The organism is Candidatus Methylomirabilota bacterium, from assembly GCA_003104975.1.
Taxonomy (GTDB): Bacteria; Methylomirabilota; Methylomirabilia; order Methylomirabilales; family Methylomirabilaceae; genus Methylomirabilis.
In genome coordinates, this window is record PQAM01000007.1 from 40220 (window position 1) to 57878 (window position 17659).

18 protein-coding genes are annotated in these 17659 nt (G+C 58.5%); 14 read left to right on the plus strand and 4 right to left on the minus strand.

What is annotated here, in order from left to right:
- Together C3F12_03560 and C3F12_03565 are read left to right on the plus strand one after the other, a co-directional pair.
- A complete protein-coding gene (locus C3F12_03560) occupies positions 1-1002 on the plus strand; it encodes a glycerol-3-phosphate dehydrogenase (protein ID PWB47794.1) in 1002 nt (333 codons plus the stop codon).
- 9 nt (positions 1003-1011) lie between these two features.
- Entirely contained in the window at positions 1012-1788 is a 777-nt protein-coding gene (locus tag C3F12_03565; GenBank protein PWB47773.1) for an alpha/beta hydrolase, read from the plus strand.
- A 139-nt stretch (positions 1789-1927) separates the two neighbouring features.
- Here C3F12_03565 and C3F12_03570 read toward each other — a convergent pair whose 3' ends face one another.
- From C3F12_03570 to C3F12_03580, 3 genes are read right to left on the minus strand one after another with little or no spacing between them, the layout of a single operon-like run.
- The gene (locus C3F12_03570) at positions 1928-2611 is read right to left on the minus strand and encodes a potassium transporter TrkA (GenBank protein PWB47774.1); all 684 of its coding nucleotides are present in this window, start codon (positions 2609-2611) and stop codon (positions 1928-1930) included.
- Position 2612: 1 nt separating this feature from the next.
- Positions 2613-3272, minus strand: coding sequence for a portal protein (locus C3F12_03575; protein PWB47775.1), 660 nt, complete (start codon positions 3270-3272; stop codon positions 2613-2615).
- Between the two features lie 39 nt (positions 3273-3311).
- The gene (locus C3F12_03580) at positions 3312-5255 is read right to left on the minus strand and encodes a permease (protein ID PWB47776.1); all 1944 of its coding nucleotides are present in this window, start codon (positions 5253-5255) and stop codon (positions 3312-3314) included.
- Positions 5256-5462: 207 nt separating this feature from the next.
- On the opposite strand from C3F12_03580, the gene C3F12_03585 reads away from it, so the two are divergent.
- From C3F12_03585 to C3F12_03605, 5 genes are all read left to right on the plus strand, one after another.
- A complete protein-coding gene (locus C3F12_03585; GenBank protein ID PWB47777.1) occupies positions 5463-5975 on the plus strand; it encodes a thioesterase in 513 nt (170 codons plus the stop codon).
- 201 nt (positions 5976-6176) lie between these two features.
- Positions 6177-7286, plus strand: coding sequence for an RNA 3'-phosphate cyclase (locus C3F12_03590; protein PWB47778.1), 1110 nt, complete (start codon positions 6177-6179; stop codon positions 7284-7286).
- Positions 7241-7729: a GNAT family N-acetyltransferase gene (locus C3F12_03595; protein ID PWB47779.1), complete on the plus strand. Its 489-nt coding sequence runs from the start codon at positions 7241-7243 to the stop codon at positions 7727-7729. Before C3F12_03590 ends, C3F12_03595 begins: the two co-directional genes overlap by 46 nt.
- A 21-nt stretch (positions 7730-7750) precedes the next feature.
- Positions 7751-8680 (plus strand): hypothetical protein, encoded by a 930-nt coding sequence (locus C3F12_03600; GenBank protein PWB47780.1) that lies wholly within the window; start codon positions 7751-7753, stop codon positions 8678-8680.
- The gene (locus C3F12_03605; protein PWB47781.1) at positions 8680-9276 is read left to right on the plus strand and encodes a hypothetical protein; all 597 of its coding nucleotides are present in this window, start codon (positions 8680-8682) and stop codon (positions 9274-9276) included. The genes C3F12_03600 and C3F12_03605 overlap by 1 nt, the downstream gene beginning before the upstream one ends.
- A gap of 16 nt (positions 9277-9292) precedes the next feature.
- Here C3F12_03605 and hpnD read toward each other — a convergent pair whose 3' ends face one another.
- Positions 9293-10150 carry a squalene synthase HpnD gene (gene hpnD, locus C3F12_03610; protein ID PWB47782.1) on the minus strand — a complete coding sequence of 286 codons (858 nt, stop codon included), beginning with the start codon at positions 10148-10150 and terminating at the stop codon, positions 9293-9295.
- Between the two features lie 151 nt (positions 10151-10301).
- On the opposite strand from hpnD, the gene C3F12_03615 reads away from it, so the two are divergent.
- From C3F12_03615 to C3F12_03645, 7 genes are all read left to right on the plus strand, one after another.
- A complete protein-coding gene (locus C3F12_03615) occupies positions 10302-11417 on the plus strand; it encodes a hypothetical protein (protein ID PWB47783.1) in 1116 nt (371 codons plus the stop codon).
- Between the two features lie 147 nt (positions 11418-11564).
- Complete coding sequence (locus C3F12_03620) at positions 11565-11936, plus strand: hypothetical protein (protein ID PWB47784.1); 372 nt, start codon at positions 11565-11567, stop codon at positions 11934-11936.
- A gap of 197 nt (positions 11937-12133) precedes the next feature.
- Complete coding sequence (locus C3F12_03625; GenBank protein ID PWB47785.1) at positions 12134-13840, plus strand: arginine--tRNA ligase; 1707 nt, start codon at positions 12134-12136, stop codon at positions 13838-13840.
- Between the two features lie 490 nt (positions 13841-14330).
- Positions 14331-14603 carry a hypothetical protein gene (locus C3F12_03630; GenBank protein PWB47786.1) on the plus strand — a complete coding sequence of 91 codons (273 nt, stop codon included), beginning with the start codon at positions 14331-14333 and terminating at the stop codon, positions 14601-14603.
- The gene (locus C3F12_03635; protein ID PWB47787.1) at positions 14600-15043 is read left to right on the plus strand and encodes a PIN domain nuclease; all 444 of its coding nucleotides are present in this window, start codon (positions 14600-14602) and stop codon (positions 15041-15043) included. The genes C3F12_03630 and C3F12_03635 overlap by 4 nt, the downstream gene beginning before the upstream one ends.
- Positions 15044-15111: 68 nt before the next feature.
- The gene (locus tag C3F12_03640; protein ID PWB47788.1) at positions 15112-16062 is read left to right on the plus strand and encodes a patatin; all 951 of its coding nucleotides are present in this window, start codon (positions 15112-15114) and stop codon (positions 16060-16062) included.
- A 20-nt stretch (positions 16063-16082) separates the two neighbouring features.
- A complete protein-coding gene (locus C3F12_03645; protein PWB47789.1) occupies positions 16083-17540 on the plus strand; it encodes a nucleotidyltransferase in 1458 nt (485 codons plus the stop codon).
- Positions 17541-17659: the final 119 nt, after the last annotated feature.

The window sequence follows — 17659 nt, forward strand, 5'->3', positions numbered from 1 at the left end:
ATGATGGAACGAATCGGTGTCGTCGGTGCCGGGGCCTGGGGGACCACGCTCGCCAAGCTGTTGGCCGAGAAGGGGTACCAGGTGACGCTCTGGGTGTGGGAGCGCGAACTCGCCGCCTCGATGGCGAAGGAGCGTGAGAACAGCGTCTATCTCCCGGGGATTGAACTACCCGAGGCGCTCGAGATCACCGACACGCTCGCTCAAGCGGCTCGGGGCTGCTCGGCGGTCCTGCTGGTGACCCCCTCGCATGTTATGCGTTCCGTATGTGCCGCGTTGCTTCCGTTCATCCGGGAATCGACGATTTGCGTCATCGCGACGAAGGGCCTGGAACCGAATAGTTGTATGACGATGTTGCAGGTAGTGCATGAGGTGGCACCATCGATCACGACGCCGGCGGTGCTTTCAGGCCCGACCTTTGCGAAGGAGGTGGGCAGGGGATTGCCGACGGCGGCGGTCGTCGCCTCGGCAGAGGCTTCCGTGGCAACACGGGCGCAGAGCCTGCTGAGCACCCCCACCTTTCGCGTCTATGCCGGGACCGATCCGTTGGGGGTCGAGTTGGGCGGGGCGATCAAGAACGTGATTGCCATTGCGGCCGGCATCGTGGACGGCCTTGGACTCGGGCACAATGCGTTGGCTGCCCTCATTACACGGGGGTTGCGCGAAATGACCCGGCTGGGCGTCGCCATGGGCGGACGCGCCGAGACCTTTGCCGGTCTGGCCGGGCTTGGGGACCTGGTCCTGACCTGTACGGGGGATCTTTCGCGGAACCGGCAGCTTGGACTGGCGCTGGGCAGGGGCGCGGCGCTTTCCGATCTGTTGCCGCGCAGCCCGACCGTGAAGGAAGGGGTCAACGCGTCGAAGGGCGCGGTCGAGCTTGCCCGTCGCTTCTCCGTGGATATGCCGATTTGTCAGGAAACCTATGCGGTCCTCTTTGAGCATCGGTCGCCGCAGGAGGCGGTGGTAAAGCTTTTAGGCAGGGCGTTGAAGGCTGAAGCGACGTAGGGACGCGACGTGCCGTACGTTCAGGTCAGGAGCGCTCCAATCCATTTCATCGAACAAGGTCCGACACCGGTCGGCCATCTGCCACCAATCCTATTCCTCCACGGCGCAGGAGGGAGCCATCAGGTGTGGCTCCAGCAGCTCAGGGTGCTGGGGCGTCGGCGAAAGGCCATCGCGATAGACCTTCCCGGACATGGCGGCTCTGAGGGGGGTGGCGCCGATCGGATCGACGTGTACTGCGACGCCATCAAAATATTCCTGACGGTCTTGGGTCTCGACCGAACCGTGTTGGTGGGCCACTCGATGGGTGGAGCTATCGCGCAAAGGCTTGCGCTGGTCGATCCCGGACTGTTTGCGGCAATCGTTTTGATAGGGACCGGGGCACGATTACGCGTACGGCCGCAGATTTTTGCGGGCCTTCATGATGACACAGAACGAACGGTCGAATTGATGGCCAGTTGGGGGCGCGCGCCCGGTTCTCCCGCGGAACTGCTCAAACAGGATGCCGATGCGATGCTGCGCACCCCGGTCTCAGTCATCGAGGGCGACTTTCGCGCGTGCGATGCCTTTGACGTGATGGAGCAGGTCAAGGTGATTACCCTTCCGACTTTGGTGATCTGTGGAACCGACGATCTGATGACCCCGCCGAAATACGCCGAGTATCTGCACCGGCAGATCAACGGATCGCAGCTTCTCCTCATTCCCTCGGCTGGCCACATGGTGATGATCGAGAAGCCCGACGAGGTGAGCGAGGCTATTGAAGCCTTCCTTGATCGACTGGGCTGTTAAGCCGTCGTCCGGTTAACCATTCAGGCTGATAGGCTGAAGACTAAAGGCTGTCGGGAGTGTGGCATGCGTGATCACACAACACCTCTGACGTGACAATACCACGTATAGCCTTCAGCCTTCAGTCTAAACCGCTACCCACTTACGCTTTCTGGTGCGCTTCCGGTCGACCGAAGAGTCTGGCCAGCTCTTCGGCCCCTTCACGGTCAGCAATTGCGAGCACCTCATCCCCGACCTCAAATCGAGTGTCCCCGCGCGGAATGAGAATCTGCCCATGCCGGATGATCGTCGCGATCACCGAATTCGCCGGCAGAGTCAGATCTTTGATGGCGACGCCCAGGGCGCGCGCTTCCGGCGGGATCTTCTCTTCGACCAGGGAGTAGCGGCCCCTGCGCAGTTTGAGCAATGTCATCATATCGCCGAGCGACATCTCTTCTTCAATCAGACTGCTGAAGATCTCGGCCTGATTCAGCGCCACATCGACGTGAAACTTTTCATCGAAAAGCCAGGCGGCGCGAGGATTATTCACCCAGGCGATGATCCGAGGCACATTGTAGCGAGTACGGGCAAAGTAACAGAGCGCAAGATTATCCTCATCGACAGAGGTGCACGCAGCCAGCACCTTCGCCCGCCCGATACCGGCTTGCTCTAATACCTGCGAGTCGATGGGGTTGCCTTCGTAGATCACCTCGGTAGGCAACTCATGGTGCAGGTTCGCAAGTACGTCACGTCGGTGTTCGAGCACTCGGACCTCATGCTGATGAGCCAGCAAGAGAGCGGCCAGATGTGCCGCGGTTCGACCTCCCCCGGCGATCAGAACGAACATATCAGCCCCCTTGTGGCGTCTTCAGTCGCTCGCGCAATGTTTCGATGCCCTCCATCGTCGAACTCAGATGCAAGATATCGCCGGTCTCCAGAGGTTCCTCCAGGGAGGGGAGCATGGCCTTACCGGCCCGCGTCAGCGCCACCGCCAGACACTGGCCCGGGTGGAGGAGATCCCGGAGGGTACGGCCACGCCAAGCCTCAGTTACCGAGAGTTCATAGATCTCAACCTCGCCGTTACCGGCCGAGAAGACGCAACGAGCCAACGCGGGATAGAGCAACTCCTCGATGCGCTGCGCGCCCCAACTGGTCGAGCTGACGACCTGCAAGCCGAAGGTCTCATGGAGGATTCGCCAGCGAGGGTGGTAGTTGCGGACAACGACCTGCGGCACACAATACACAGTTCGCGCGACATGCGCGACCACGGCGTTGAGCGTATCGGAATTAGTCACAGCGGCCAGGCCGTCGGCCTGCTCGATGCCGGCTCGACGCAGGACATCTGCGGCCAGGGCCTCACCATGTATGGTCCGCCCGCGAAAGTCGGTCGGCAGGTTGTTCAGCGCGGAGGCGACCTGATCGACCACCGCGACGTGGTGGCCCTTTTGAAACAGGCGATAGGCCAACTCGGCGCCGACCCGTCCGCATCCTACGATCACAATATTCATAACTGTTCGATCTCTCCCATGCCTCGTCAAAGCCGCATGTTACTCCACCTGATACGGCACGTCGGTAATCACGATCCCCGACTTGAACAAGAGTGTCAGCCGCAACCACATGGCGGCCTGCGTGTGCAACAGGTTATGCCACCAGCGGCGCGGCACAAACTGCGGGACGATGATCGTGATAATTTCGTTCGGCTGACGCTGCGCAGCAATCTCTTCAATGTACCCCAACAGGGGCTCCAGAAACAACCGATAGGGGGAATCCAGCACAACGAGGCGGACCCCATCGCCCCACAGCTCCCACTTGCGGCGCACACTGTCCACCTCGGCCTGATCCATAGAGATATGGACGGCCGTGATGTCGTCGGACAGGGTGCGGGCATAGCGAAGCGCCGCCAGCGTCCCGCGATGCACGCCGCTGAGCGGCAGGATCACCCGCTGACGGGTGACGCGGCCCGGGGTGCCGTACCGCTCCAGCGACAGCCGCGCGGCCAGATCCCGGTAATGGCGATGGATCGCAAAGAAGATACCGGTCAGGATCGGGATCAGGAACATCACGATCCATGCCCCCTCGTGAAACTTCGTTACAGCGAAGACCAGCGTCACGACCGCCGTGCACAGGGCGCCAAAGCCGTTGATCGCCATCTTGACCGCCCAGCGAGATTCGTAGCGGAGCGTTGAGCCGCGCTCGGCGACCTCCTCACCCGGTCTGAGACGACCGACCTTCCACCACCGGTGCGCCATGCCGGCCTGCGCCAGCGTGAACGAGACGAAGACCCCGATGGCATAAAGCGGGATGAGCGTATTGACGCTGGCGCCGAAGACGACGATGAGACCCGACGCGACGAGAGCCAGTGCCACAATGCCCCTCGAATAGACGAGACGGCTCCCCCGATAGGTCAGTTGTCGGGGTAAAAAGCCATCCTCCGCCAGCAGGGCGCTTAGCCGCGGGAAGCCGGCAAATGACGTATTGGCGGCCATAATCAAGATCAGTGTCGTGCCGCCGATCATCGCCAGGTACAGCAGGCTGCGTCCGCCGTACGCGGTCCGCGCCAATTGCGAGATGATCGTCTCGGTCTCAGAAGGGATCGCACCGATCTTGCCGGTCAGGAAGGTGATGCTGAAGAACAGGCTGCCCAGGATCGCGGACATCCAGATCATCGTCATGGCGGCATTGCGACTGCGTGGCTCTTTGAAGGCTGTCACCCCGTTCGAGATCGCCTCGATACCGGTGAGCGCCGTCGTCCCGTTGGCAAAGGCGTGGAGAATCAAGAATAACGTGATGGATTCAAGGTGAGCCTGTGTCTCCAAATGCGGGGGGTCCTCGACGATTCCGAGGTCTCCCGTCAGATACCGAAGGAAGCCGCTGCCGACGGTCAGGAGGGTGATGGCCAAAAAGAAATAGCTGGGGATGGCGAGAATGGATCCGGACTCCCTGACGCCTCGAAGATTGATCACCATCATCACCAGCACCATGGCGACCGCCAGCGGCACCCGATAGTCGAGGAGAACCGGGAATGCCGACGCCAACTGGGCGACGCCGGATGCCACTGAGACGGCGACGGTCAAAATGTAGTCGACGAGGAGCGCTGAGCCGGCAACCTGGGACGGCAACTCCCCCAGGTTGTCGCGGGCGACGATATAGGCGCCGCCTCCTCCGGGGTAGGCATGGATGATCTGCTTATATGAGAGCGTGACAATGGCCAGTAACGTGACGATAGCCAGAGAAATCGGGAGGGAATAGACGAATGCGGCCGTTCCCGCGGCAGCCAGGACGAACAGAATCTCATCCGTGGCATAGGCGGTGGACGAGAGGGCATCTGACGCGAATACGGCCAGGCCGACGGTCTTGCCGATCGTCTGATGAGGCGCATCGGCGGTCCGGAGTGGCCGCCCGATCAGCCAGGTTCGCCACGAGCGCGTTGGCTGGTATTCGACCGTACGCCGCAAGACGGCTGGTCCGCTCTCTTGATCGAGCGTAGACATAGATAACCTCACGATACCATGTACCGCATTAGCAGGGTTCGTCGACTGCATACCCGCCCCATGTCGGGATGGTATTCTCAGCAGCGCATTCCGTCAAGTCGGCGGGTGCTATCATAACGTGCTGCAGCGTGCGACGCCGTCCGTATGGTAGCATGGAGTAGACAAGGTAGAGCATGTCGCAAAACCGGCCCAATCTAGTCACTCTCCATGAGCCTGTCAAGCACTATTCTACATGGGATTCAGCGACGGAGGCTGGATGAGGAGGTGGGAGGAGCGATGAGCCTGCGCGAGGGGATGATGTTCGAGAAGGCGTGGAGGGTGACCGAGGCCGAGGCGGCCGATCGGCATGGGAACCCTCATGTCCATGTCCTTACCACGCCGGTTGTGGTGGAGTGGATGGAGGAGGCGGCGACGGCGGGGGTGCAGCCGTATCTCGCCGACGGGCAGGGGACGGTCGGTCGTACGATCACGATGACACATCTGGCGCCGACTCCTGTCGGGGTCATCGTAAGGATAGTAGCGCGCCTGACCGCGATCGACGGTCGACGCCTGCTGTTCCGAATCGAGGCCTTTGACGAAGTGGAGAAGATCGCCGAGTGTGAGCATGAGCGGGTAATTGTTGAGCTTGGGCGTTTCCACGATAAGGCCCGAAGAAAGGCGCAGCGCGAACGGCTCGCAAATGAAGCCGTTGATGGGTCCGCCGCCCAAGAGTTTCCTTGACAGTTTCCGGTGGCAGGCAAATAATACCGTTCCGGATAATGCCATCTCGGCGGTAGAGATATGTCGCGACGGCTCCCTCCGCTGTTGATATTATAGTCGATGGCATCGATCATTGTAGGGGCAGGGCTTGCCCTGCCCAGCGGTACCTGATCCCGAGCAGGGCGCAGCAAGCAGCGCCCCTACGGTTGGGCGAAGTATGGCATGGGTATGACAAGCATGTCTGTACTCACCATCGACGGCTCATACGGGGAGGGAGGCGGACAGGTTCTCAGGACGGCGCTGGCCCTGTCCGCTGTCCTTGGTCGGCCCACAGAGCTTGTCAGGATTCGGGCGGGTCGGAGGAACCCAGGTCTTCAGCCGCAACATCTCTCCTGTGTCAAGGCGCTCGCGGAGATCACGGGCGCCGAGGTGCAGGGCGCGGAGATCGGCTCTTCACGGCTCTATTTTGCTCCCGGACCGATCACCGGAGGATCGCGTCGGTTGGACATCGGGACGGCCGGGGCTGTGCCGCTGCTGTTTCAGGCCGTTGTGGTGGCGCTTGCGTTTGCCGACCGCCCGTCGACGTTAACCTTTACGGGTGGAACGCATGTCCCATGGAGCCCGCCCGCCCCATACATCTCTGAGGTCTTTTTGCCGATCGTAAGGAGAATGGGATTAATGGCGGCCTGGCAGGTGCACCGGAGCGGCTTTTACCCGAGGGGAGGCGGCGAGGTGCGAGCCGCGGTGGAGCCGCCCCTGCGCCTTCACGCCATTGATCTGACGAATCGCGGCGCGCTGGCGGCGATTCGGGGGATCTCAGGCGTCGCCGGACTGCCCAGGGCCATTGCGGAGCGTCAGGCGGATCGAATCCGGTCCCGGCTTGCCGATGCCGGGTACGCCATCGAGATCGAGGTGGCGGAGTTGGAGGCGGCCTGCCCGGGCGATACCCTGTTTGTATGGGCCGAATTCGAGGAGAGTCGTGCCGGCTTTAGCGCGCTCGGCGAACGCGGCAAACCGGCCGAGCGCCTGGCCGACGAGGCTGCCGATGCCCTGCTTGGCTTTCTGGCCGACGCTGCGGCAACCGAAGGCCATCTGGCCGACCAGCTTGCGGTCCTCATGGCCTTGGCCGATGGCCGTTCGGCGCTCACGACCGCCCATGTGAGCCGACATCTGCTGACGAATCTGTGGACGATTCAGCAGTGTTTGCCGATACAGATATCGCTGGAGGGCGAGTACGGGAGGCCGGGACGATTGACCATCGACGGGGTCGGACTGAAGCGCTCCACATGGACCGCAATGACGGGGATTCCCGATCGAGGTGTCGGTTGGTGAGAAAGGCGGAGCCGGCCGATGTTCCCGCTATCGCATATCTGGTGAATCTCTACGCCGGCACGGGCGATCTGTTGTCGCTGACGTTGCAAGAGCTCTACGGCCGCATTGCGGACTTTCGCGTCTGTGAGCAAGATCGGCAGATTGTTGGGGTCTGTTCCCTGTATATCTATGGAGCAGATCTGGCGGAAATCCGGTCGCTGGCCGTTCGACCGGGGTATGGGGGGAAAGGGATCGGCCGCTCAGTGACCGAGGCCTGCATCGCGGCAGCCAAAGAGCGGGCGATCGGGCGTGTCTTTGCATTAACCTATAAGCCGGCCTTTTTCGAGTGCCTGGGGTTCCGCGTGGTGGAGAGGTTGGCCCTGCCGGAAAAGGTATGGAAGGATTGCCGCCACTGCAGCAAGTGGGATTATTGCGACGAGGTGGCGGTGCTGCTGGAGCTGTAAAGAGGACGGGAGGCATCCGCTGTGAACCTATCATCCGCTGCAGGCCGGTATCAGATCTTTGTCGTCTCAGACGCCACGGGTGCGACCGGCGAACTGGTGGTCCGAGCGGCACTGGCACAGTTTCAGGTGACGGGGGTCGAGATCCGCCGCCTGTCGAATATCAGGACGGTTGATGAGGTGGGGCGCGCCGTCGAGGTTGCTCAAGCCACCAACGCGATCATTGTGCATACGCTGGTGTCGGAAGAGCTTCGCCAGATGATGTTGCGGGAGGGACGGGAACGGGGGGTTGAGACGATCGATCTGATCGGTCCGCTCCTGCTTCGCCTGAGCGACCAACTCCGCGTTCCGCCGCTCATGCAGCCGGGTCTCTTCAGGCAGTTGGGGCAGGAGTACCTCCAACGGATCGAGGCCATCGAGTATACCGTCAAGCACGACGACGGCCAGCACCCACTTGGCCTTGATCGCGCCGAAATCGTCCTGGTCGGGATCTCACGAACATCGAAGACGCCCTTGAGCATTTACCTGGCCGGAAAGGGATGGCGGGTAGCCAATATCCCGGTGATTCTCAATCTGCCGCTGCCAAGCCGGCTCATGACCATCGATCAAAGTCGCGTCGTCGGTCTCATCGTCGGGGTCGATCGACTGGTCGAGTTGCGGCGAGCCAGGCTCGAACGCAAGCAGACGCCGGTCGCCGAGACCTACGCGGCGGCGGAGAAGGTGCGCGCGGAGCTTGCCTATAGTCGTTCGCTCTTTCGGAAGGCAGGCTGGCCGGTCATCGATATGACCAGCAAATCGATTGAGGAAGCCGCGAGCGAACTCCTCGTGCTCATCGCTGCGCCCGAGGCGACGCAACCGGACGAGCGGAAGGCTGCGGGCGTCGCTCGCAAGCGCAGGGGAAGAACATCGCCCCACATGAAGGCGATGCAGAGAGAGGACAGTCGGAGGGAGTAATGACAAAACCGGAGATCGAAAAGTCGCAGGTGAAGAAGGAAGCAAAACAGAAGGCACGAGAGGAACGGTCCGAAGCGCAGCGGGCGAAACGTCGCGAGCAACGCACAGGGCAGATCGGATTGTACGCCGTGGTCGCCGTGGTCCTGCTGGTGGCGGGCTATTGGGGATACGGCAAGATGACGGAGACGCACACCTGGACGACGGTTCCGATTCTACCGAGTCCCCATGTTCCCCTCGGGATGCCGCATCCGCCGTATAACAGTGACCCGCCGACGTCTGGCCCTCATGCCTCGGGACTGGCTCGATGGGGCGTGTATACCGAACCGGTTTCGAAGGAGTTGCAGGTGCACAATCTTGAGGATGGCGGGGTCGTGATTCAGTACGCGTGCCAGGATTGCCCCGACCTCGTCAAACAACTGACTGCGATCGCCGAACGTTACGATCACGTCATTCTTGCTCCCTACCCGGATATGGATCGCAAGATCGCACTGACCGCGTGGGGTAGGATCGACAAGTTTGATGAATTTAACGAGGCGCGCATCGTCACCTTTATCAAGGCGCACATCGGGATCGATCATCACGGAGAGGGGCGCTAATCGGACGACGAGTCGATTACAGGCTGAGCATCGATCGCAACCAGAGGCCGCCGGCCAACAGCAGTTTCTGGGGTTTGCCGATGGTGATATCCGCATGGAAGACATCGTACCGTTGGGCTTCGATCCTGAGCAAGAGGCGATAGTAAATAGCCCGCATGATCTCCGCGGCCAAGAGTGACCGCGTGTCCTCCGTGGTCAGCGCGTCCGATGCGGCTCGAAAAAAGCCTCGCGCTCGTTCGCATTGGAACCGCATCAGCTCGGTGAAGGCCTCGTTGTAACGGCCTGCCAGGAGCTCTTCCTCGGAGTACCCGAAGCGTCGAAGCTCATCTTGTGGAAGATAGATGCGTCCTCGCTGTGCGTCCACCCCCACATCTCGCAGGATGTTGGTCAGTTGAAACGCAATCCCCAGTTGTTCGGCATAGGTCTTCGTCAGCGGATTGGTATAGCCGAAGATTTCGACGCAGATCAGACCCACAACGGACGCCACGCGATAGCAGTAGAGATACAGTTCCTCGAACGTCGCGTATCTCACGCGGGTCAGATCCATCTCCATCCCATTGAGCAACTCGTCGAAATAGCGCTTCGGGATATGAAAGCGGCGCGCGACCTCACCGACCGCGTTCATGGCCGGTATATCAACGCCGCCGTCGAAGGAGGCATCGAGGGCGCGTCGCCACCGGGCCAGCGCATCTGCGGGATTGGCGCCGGCCTTCGTCTCGTCCACCAGATCGTCGCTTAACCGGCAGAAGGCATAGACCGCGTAGAGCGCTTCGCGCTTGGGTTTCGGGAGGAAGAGGAAGGCATAGTAGAAATTCGACCCGCTCTGTTTGGTGATCGTACGGCTGGTAGCCTGAACATCAACAATCTGATTCATGGATCGTATTATAGAAAAATCAAGGCGTTGAGGCAAACCTCGTCGAAGGGAGTGCTGTGCTAAGAGTCCAGCCGATCCAACCGTGAAAAGAAGTTGACACCCCAGCCGGTCGTAGCCCTATACTAAGAGGCCTGTGATACAAGAGCAAGGGATGACAGTGCTGTGTCGGCAGAGTACCCAGAGAAAGGAGCGCAGGATGGATTCTCGATGGCGAATCGGCATGATATGCCGGATGGTGGTCGCTGTTGTCGCAATCAGCGCCTCTGATGCCGGTGCGGCGGAGCAGGAGAACGCTATTGTCAAAGAGGAATTTTTAGTACAAGGCAAGGACCAGGGGATAAAACTATTTGTTAGAGAGAAACGTCTTGCAAATCTGCCGAAGATTGGAAAAGAGAATGTGGTGTTATTTATTCACGGGATTCCAAGTCCGGCGTCGGTGATGTTTGATGTAGCTGTTCCCGGCTATTCGTGGTTAGAGTATATGGCTCAACGCGGCTTTGATGCATTCACGCTGGACATCCGAGGATTCGGACGCTCGACCAGACCACCGGAGATGAGAGAGCCTCCGCATCAAAACCTGCCCATCGTTCGGGCGGATCAGGTCATGCGGGATATCGATGTGGCCGTCGATTTCATTCGCTCTAAACGGAAGGTGGATAAGGTCAATATCATCGGCCACTCCATCGGCGCCTCGTGGTCGGCCCTCTATGCAACGCTTCATCCGGAAAAGGTTGGGAAGTTGGTGATGTTTGGGGCGGTTTACGGTAGGAATTCCACATTCATCAACACCTTCGGTGATCCGATCAACCCGGATCGACCAAACCTTGAAATGGGCGCCTATCGTTACGTCGGTCGGAGGGAACTCCTCGATCAGTGGGATGGGTGGATTAAGCCGGAATTGCAGGATGAATGGCGAGACAAGGAGGTCATCGAGGTATGGCTCGACGCGTTCTTCGGCTCCGACCCTACCGCGAAACAACGCAGTCCGGAGTCGGTCCAGGTTCCCAACGGTCCATACATTGATTGGCACGAAATCCATGCGGGCCGTTCGCTGTTCGATCCGTCGAGGATCAAAGCACCCACGATGATCGTGCGGGGAAGCGCTGAAGAGTTGATCACCAATGAGGCGGCCGACGAGTTACTGCAGAGACTGACGTCGGCGCCGTCCAAGCGGCGCCTGGACATCGGCGATTCGACCCATTACGCCATGTTGGAGAAGAATCGCCTTCAGCTCTATCGAGGTGTTCAGAACTTCCTGGAGGAGTAAGTCCGGGAAGGATACGTTAGTTATTGTCCGAATCCCTGATCAATGGACGCGCTGCAGGCGAATCTGACGCTTGAAGTCACATAGAGCATTAGGTTATTATGAATATGTGATTGTAGCGACCGGGAATATAAACCTACTACCGTATTTATGGCAACATTGGTCACCTTTGCGAGGGGCGTCATGGAGTCGACAGAAGAGTATCGAGATCCGTTTGAACGCATCAACGTTGAGACGGCCAAGAATCTGATCGAAGCAGGGGGTATGGTGGTCATTGATGTTCGGGAATCGGCCGAGTGGAATCAAGGACACATTGCCGAGGCCGTACACATCCCCTTGGCCACATTGATGAATCGTCCGCGAGACCTGCTCAAGCAGGATGGTATCATCTTTGTATGCGCTGAAGGAATCCGAAGCGCGGTGGCCTGCGAGGTCGCGGCGGCGGTCGGCAGGACCCGGCTGTATAACCTCGAAGGGGGAACACGGGCCTGGTTGAAGCAAGGTTACCCCGTTACGCGATGATCACGATTCGGTTAGGGCCATCTGACGCTTTCCAGTGATGCCAACATTTCACGTTCCCACTCCGAATTATTGAAGCTTGCATCAGTAATGTAGTCCCCGGTGCTTCCGTTCATGGTGAGCTTGTCGAACCGTGAGCGGAACGGCCTTCGACGGGCTCAGGCTGAACGGATAAGCGAGCAAATCGTGTTTCGTTACTTATGCAAGACTCAATAGGAAACATTGCTCATCCTGTGATTCGTACTCTGAAGGCACATCTCACTGAGTCGCTGCTGACGGTCGTCAAGCAGGCCGGCTTCGAAGCGGGACTCCCGCAGGACGTCCCGGCATCGCCGACGTGGGAATATCCGGCTGACCCGGCCTTCGGTGATCTGTCAACGACGCTGGCCTTCGGTTTGGCGAAGATACTGAAGCGGAAACCTCGCGAGATCGCGCAGCAGTTGGCGTCCTCCGCGACCTTTCCTGCCGATCTCGTGGATCGTGTCGAGGTGGCGGGCGCCGGCTATCTGAACTTCTTCATCGCAAAACCGTTCTGGCATCAGCTCGTTCACGAGGTGCTGCGGTCCGGATCGGTATATGGAAGGGCTGACATCGGCGGAGGACGCCGTGTACTCGTGGAGTTTGTCAGTGCCAACCCAACAGGACCGCTCGTCGTCGTCAATGCCCGGGCTGCGGCGGTCGGTGACGCCATCGCCCGGCTTCTGGAGGCCGTCGGCTATCGCCCCCACCGAGAGTATTACGTCAACGATGCAGGGAACCAGTTCCGTAATTTGGCCTTGGCGATGGAGGTCCGGTGCCGTCAACTGCAGGGCGAGGAGTGCCCGATGCCGGAGGACGCCTATCCCGGCGAGTATCTGGTCGATCTGGCCCGCGACTATTTCGAGCGCTATGGGCCGGCGTCGCTCTCAGCGCCGGAGCCGGAGCGACGCGATCGATTGGGCCGTTTTGCGGTGGCGCGAATCCTTGACTGGCAGCGGGCCGCGCTGGAAGCATACGGGGTGACCTTTGATCGGTGGTTCAGCGAGCGCGAGTTGCGGGAAGGGGGCGAGACGCAGCGAATACTGGACGCGTTAAAGGCGCGCGATTTGCTATATGAGCATGAAGGGGCCCTGTGGTTTCGCTCAACCCTCTTTGGCGACGACAAAGACCGGGTTCTCGTGAAGGGCGACGGCGAGATCACCTATTTCTTACCGGATATCGCCTATCACCAGGACAAGTTCGCCCGCGGGTTCGAGCAGGTGATCGACCTGTGGGGGCCGGATCATCACGGCTATGTGCCCCGGATGCAGGCGGCCATGCAGGCGCTTGGCCATCCACCGGAGGCGCTGCGTATCCTCATTGTACAGCTTGTCCGCCTGATGCGCGGGACCGAACAGGTCCGGATGTCCAAGCGGGCGGGACAGTTTGTGACGATGGGCGAGCTGGTCGAGGAGGTAGGACGGGATGCGGCGCGCTTTACCTTCCTCACCAGACGGTGCGACAGCCAGTTGGACTTTGATTTGGAGCTCGTCAAGTCGGCGTCGGAGGAGAACCCGGTCTACTACGTACAATACGCCCACACCCGTCTGTGCGGGATCCTCCGGGAGGCGGCAAAGGCGCAGTTTGCGGTCCCATCGTCTGAGGACGACCTCGGGCGGCTTGATCTGCCGGAAGAGATCGGGTTGATCAAGCAACTGGCGCTCTACCCCGAACTGGTGATCGGGGCAGCACAGGCCCTGGAGCCGCACCGGCTCACCACCTACCTGCACGACCTCGCCGCGCGATTTCACGGCTACTATACCCGCCACCGGATCATCTCCGCCGATCGGGACCTCACGCGCGCCCGCCTGGCGCTGGTCGCCGCCCTTCGCGTGGTCATGGCCAACGCCCTCGGCCTGCTGGGCGTCTCCGCCCCAGAACGGATGTAACCACACGGTCACGCTCACCTATATGCGGCATCATAAATCGCAACAATAGCCGTCATTCCCGCGAAAGCGGGAATCCAGAAAAGCCCTGGATTCCGGAGCCTGCCCCGGACTCGATCCGGGGTCAAGCCCGGAATGACGAACTGCCTGAGATTTGTGGCGTCATGTATAAGTATCCCTCACTCCCTCGCAACTTCTCGACATTCTTGACTCTTGACGTATTAGTGCGTGAACCGGTAGGTCGAATGGCTTGATAGGACGGTAGCATTCACTGCCGTCACTGTTGCGAAAGTCTCCCGTGTCATTGCGAGGCGAAGCCGAAGCAATCTCACAGTCGTTCGGGGCAACTACGGTGAGATTGCGGTGCACCCTGCGGGTGCTCGCAATGACAGACACATGAATGAGCTGCGCAATCACCCTCTATTCTTAGGGACTCGAACATACTTGACAACACACCATTGGTACGCCTAGTATATGTTACAGGAGGTACGTCATGGCGCGTGTCAATGTGTTCTTGAAAGACGAATTACTCGATCAAATCAACGAGGAAGCAAAAGATGAGGGCACTAATCGCAGCGCTCTCATTACGACTGCATTAGAAGAATACTTGCAGGCGAAACGGAAAAAGCGGGAAGAAGAGGAAAAGCGGCAAGAGATGAGAGAGGCCTCCCGTAGAATCGACGAACTGGCCAAAGAGCTTGGGGATTGGGATCCCGTAGCCATCATTCGCCGCTTTCGCGACACCAATCTGAAAGGCGAGCGATGATACCTGCATACCACCAAGGCTACGTGGTAGATGCGTCTGTTCTCACCAAATGGTTTGTGGAGCGCGATGAACCTGACCGAGACCGGGCTCTGGCGCTCAAAGAGTTCCATACATCAGGGCGCTGCACTATCTATGGGACTGAGCTCACCTTCTTGGAGGTACTCAACGCTATCCCTTTCGGTTCACGGGCTACAGAGGAGCATGGAGCAAGAGCCATCGCCGGGCTCGAAGGGCTACACCTCACCATCAGAGCTGCTGATTTTCAACTCCTGCGTAAAGCCAACGCCATTGCCTGGGCCTATAAGATCACCATCTATGACGCGCTTTATGTCGCGCTTGCCGAGCACTTGGGCTACCCGCTCATCACGGCTGATGAGGTCATGCTGAAAAAGCTGCGGGGCCACAGCATTGTGGTACCTTTGCGAGAGCTTGAGTTTTAGGGAGACAATGAAAAGAACAGAGAAAAGCAAATCGCATCGAATCAGAAGGATGACAGACAAGAACCAAGATGACTGAACCGGTGCCAGAGCGCTTCCAGATTCTGTCTCTCGATGGTGGTGGGATTAAGGGTCTCTTTTCTGCTGCCGTTCTCGCAGCGATCGAAGGAGACCTCGATATTAGCGTAGTTGACCACTTCGACTTGATCACTGGGACTTCGACCGGTGGAATTATTGCATTGGGGCTGGGTCTGGGTTTGAGGCCCCGAGAGGTAGTAGAATTCTACGTCGACAAAGGACCGGGTATTTTCGGAAATCGTTTCAAGGCTCGTTCCTTCAAGCACTGGTTGCTCCACAAGTTTCCACAAGCGCCACTCCGCGATGCTCTTAAGAAAATCTTTCGCGATAAGCGACTCGCTGATAGCAAGAAGAGACTTGTAATTCCAGCGTACAATTTGGGCGAGGACGATGTATACCTCTTCAAGACGCCCCACCATGAACGGTTGAGGCGTGACTATAAGGAATTCATGTGGAAGGCAGCGCTTGCGACAAGCGCTGCCCCCACCTATTTTCCTTCGTGCCGAGAAGTCAATTCCATCCGCCTAGTCGATGGTGGAGTGTGGGCAAATAACCCGACTATGGTCGGTATCATCGAAGCCGTCAGTGTGTTGGGTGTCAATCTAAAGGCAGTGTCGGTTCTCAGCCTCGGTACGTCCGATCCGGTAATCCTCCGACCGAGGCGACTCGACTGGGGCGGGAAGTTGCGCTGGGCGGCCTCCGCAGTAGACGTCTTCATGCGAGGTCAAAGTCTGGGCGTTACGAAGCAAGCGCAGCATTTGCTGGGTGAAGGTAAGGTGGAGCGACTTGACCCGAAAGTTCCAGATGGGCTCTTTGCCATGGATAAAGCCAGCGTTGACGATCTGCTGGCAAAGGCCGCACACGAAAGCCGGGTCTTCGCTCCGAGGTTTGAGAAGAAATTCAAACCTCATATTGCCGCACCATATACCCCTTGCTACACGTGATTATGAGAATGGAGGACGATATGCAGATAATGTCTCAAAACCAACTTGGCGAACTTCTTAGGGCCATCGCTGAGTCGTTGGACATTCCACAGCATCTCTACGAGGATGCAGTCCTAAAATATGAAGATGTGGGTGTGTGGTTAGCCTCCGAGGATTCGGAACTACAAAGTTATTCTCCGGAAATCTATCCGCAAGGATCGTTCCGAATCGGTACGATGATCAAGCCGCTTACTGACAAAGACGAGTATGACATCGATCTGGTCTGTCGCCTAAAAATCGAGAAGCAGAATGTTACCCAGAAATTGCTGAGACAGATGATAGGCGACCGTTTGAAGAAGCGCGAAGATATTGCGCAAATCTTGGAGTCTGGTCGCCGATGCTGGACCCTCAACTTCCGAGAACAATTTCATATGGATGTGCTTCCTGCGATTCCCAACATGGAGCGGCCTCCTGTTGCCATTTTGCTGACAGACACGGATCTTGTAAGGTGGCAGAAGAGCAATCCCATTGCCTATGCAGATTGGTTCTATGATCGTATGAAGGTGATCTTTGAAGAAAAGAGAGCCGCACTGGCGAAATCCTACCAAGTGAACGTAGAGGAGGTCCCAGAGTGGCAAGTAAAAACTCCGTTGCAGCGGGCGATTCAGATATTGAAACGGCATAGGAACTCCCACTTTCAGAACGATCAAGACAACAAACCCGCCTCAATTATTATTACGACCCTTGCAGCTAAAGCGTACCGCAACCAGGAAGATCTTTGGGATGCACTCGTGGATATGATCCGTGATATGGCACGCTTCATCGAGCGCCGCGATGGGAAATGGTCAATTATTAATCCGGTGGATCCGGAGGAAAATTTTGCAGACAAGTGGAACGAAGACGTAGAGCGCCCTCGCGCTTTCTTCGCATGGCTGGAAAAACTTCGAGAAGGCTTCAGCAGTGCTATGCAGGCAGGAAGACTGGATGAGGTAGCGAAGGCTCTGTCGCCCGCACTTGGCAGTGCCACAATTACAAAGTCCTTGGGTATAGTCTCAGGTAACGTTCCCGCAGCCCGGGCGGTCAGTTCCGACAACGTGCCGGCACTGGCTGACGCAAGTCACTGCCAAGGGTCTATCTGGCCAGAACAAAGACAATACAAGGCGAGTTTGAAAGGTGCAGTTTATCCAAAGCTTCGTCACTCTAAAAAACTGTGGGGGCTCACCTCCCGATCAGTACCGAAAGAAATCGCTTTGCGCTTCGAAGCCACCACAAACGCTCCCGAACCGTATGAGGTCCACTGGCAGGTTGTGAACACTGGTGATGAAGCGCGAAGGGCCACCGGACTAAGAGGTAGCTTCTATGATGGTGAAGGTCCTTATGGCCGCGTTAGGTGGGAAACAACTTTATACGCAGGGACACATTGGATCGAGGCCTTTGTCGTCAAGAACGGTGTTTCTATCGCGAGGTCTGGTCGAACATACGTGCGAATTAGAGGCTGATTATGCCGATCAGTGTACGACACAAAGTTGCCGCGACTTGGGGGCTTCGCTTAGATCTTTGTCCAAACTCATGCATTGCCCTCTCTCATGCGGGATTGATCTTCCCCCGGTAGCGCGGA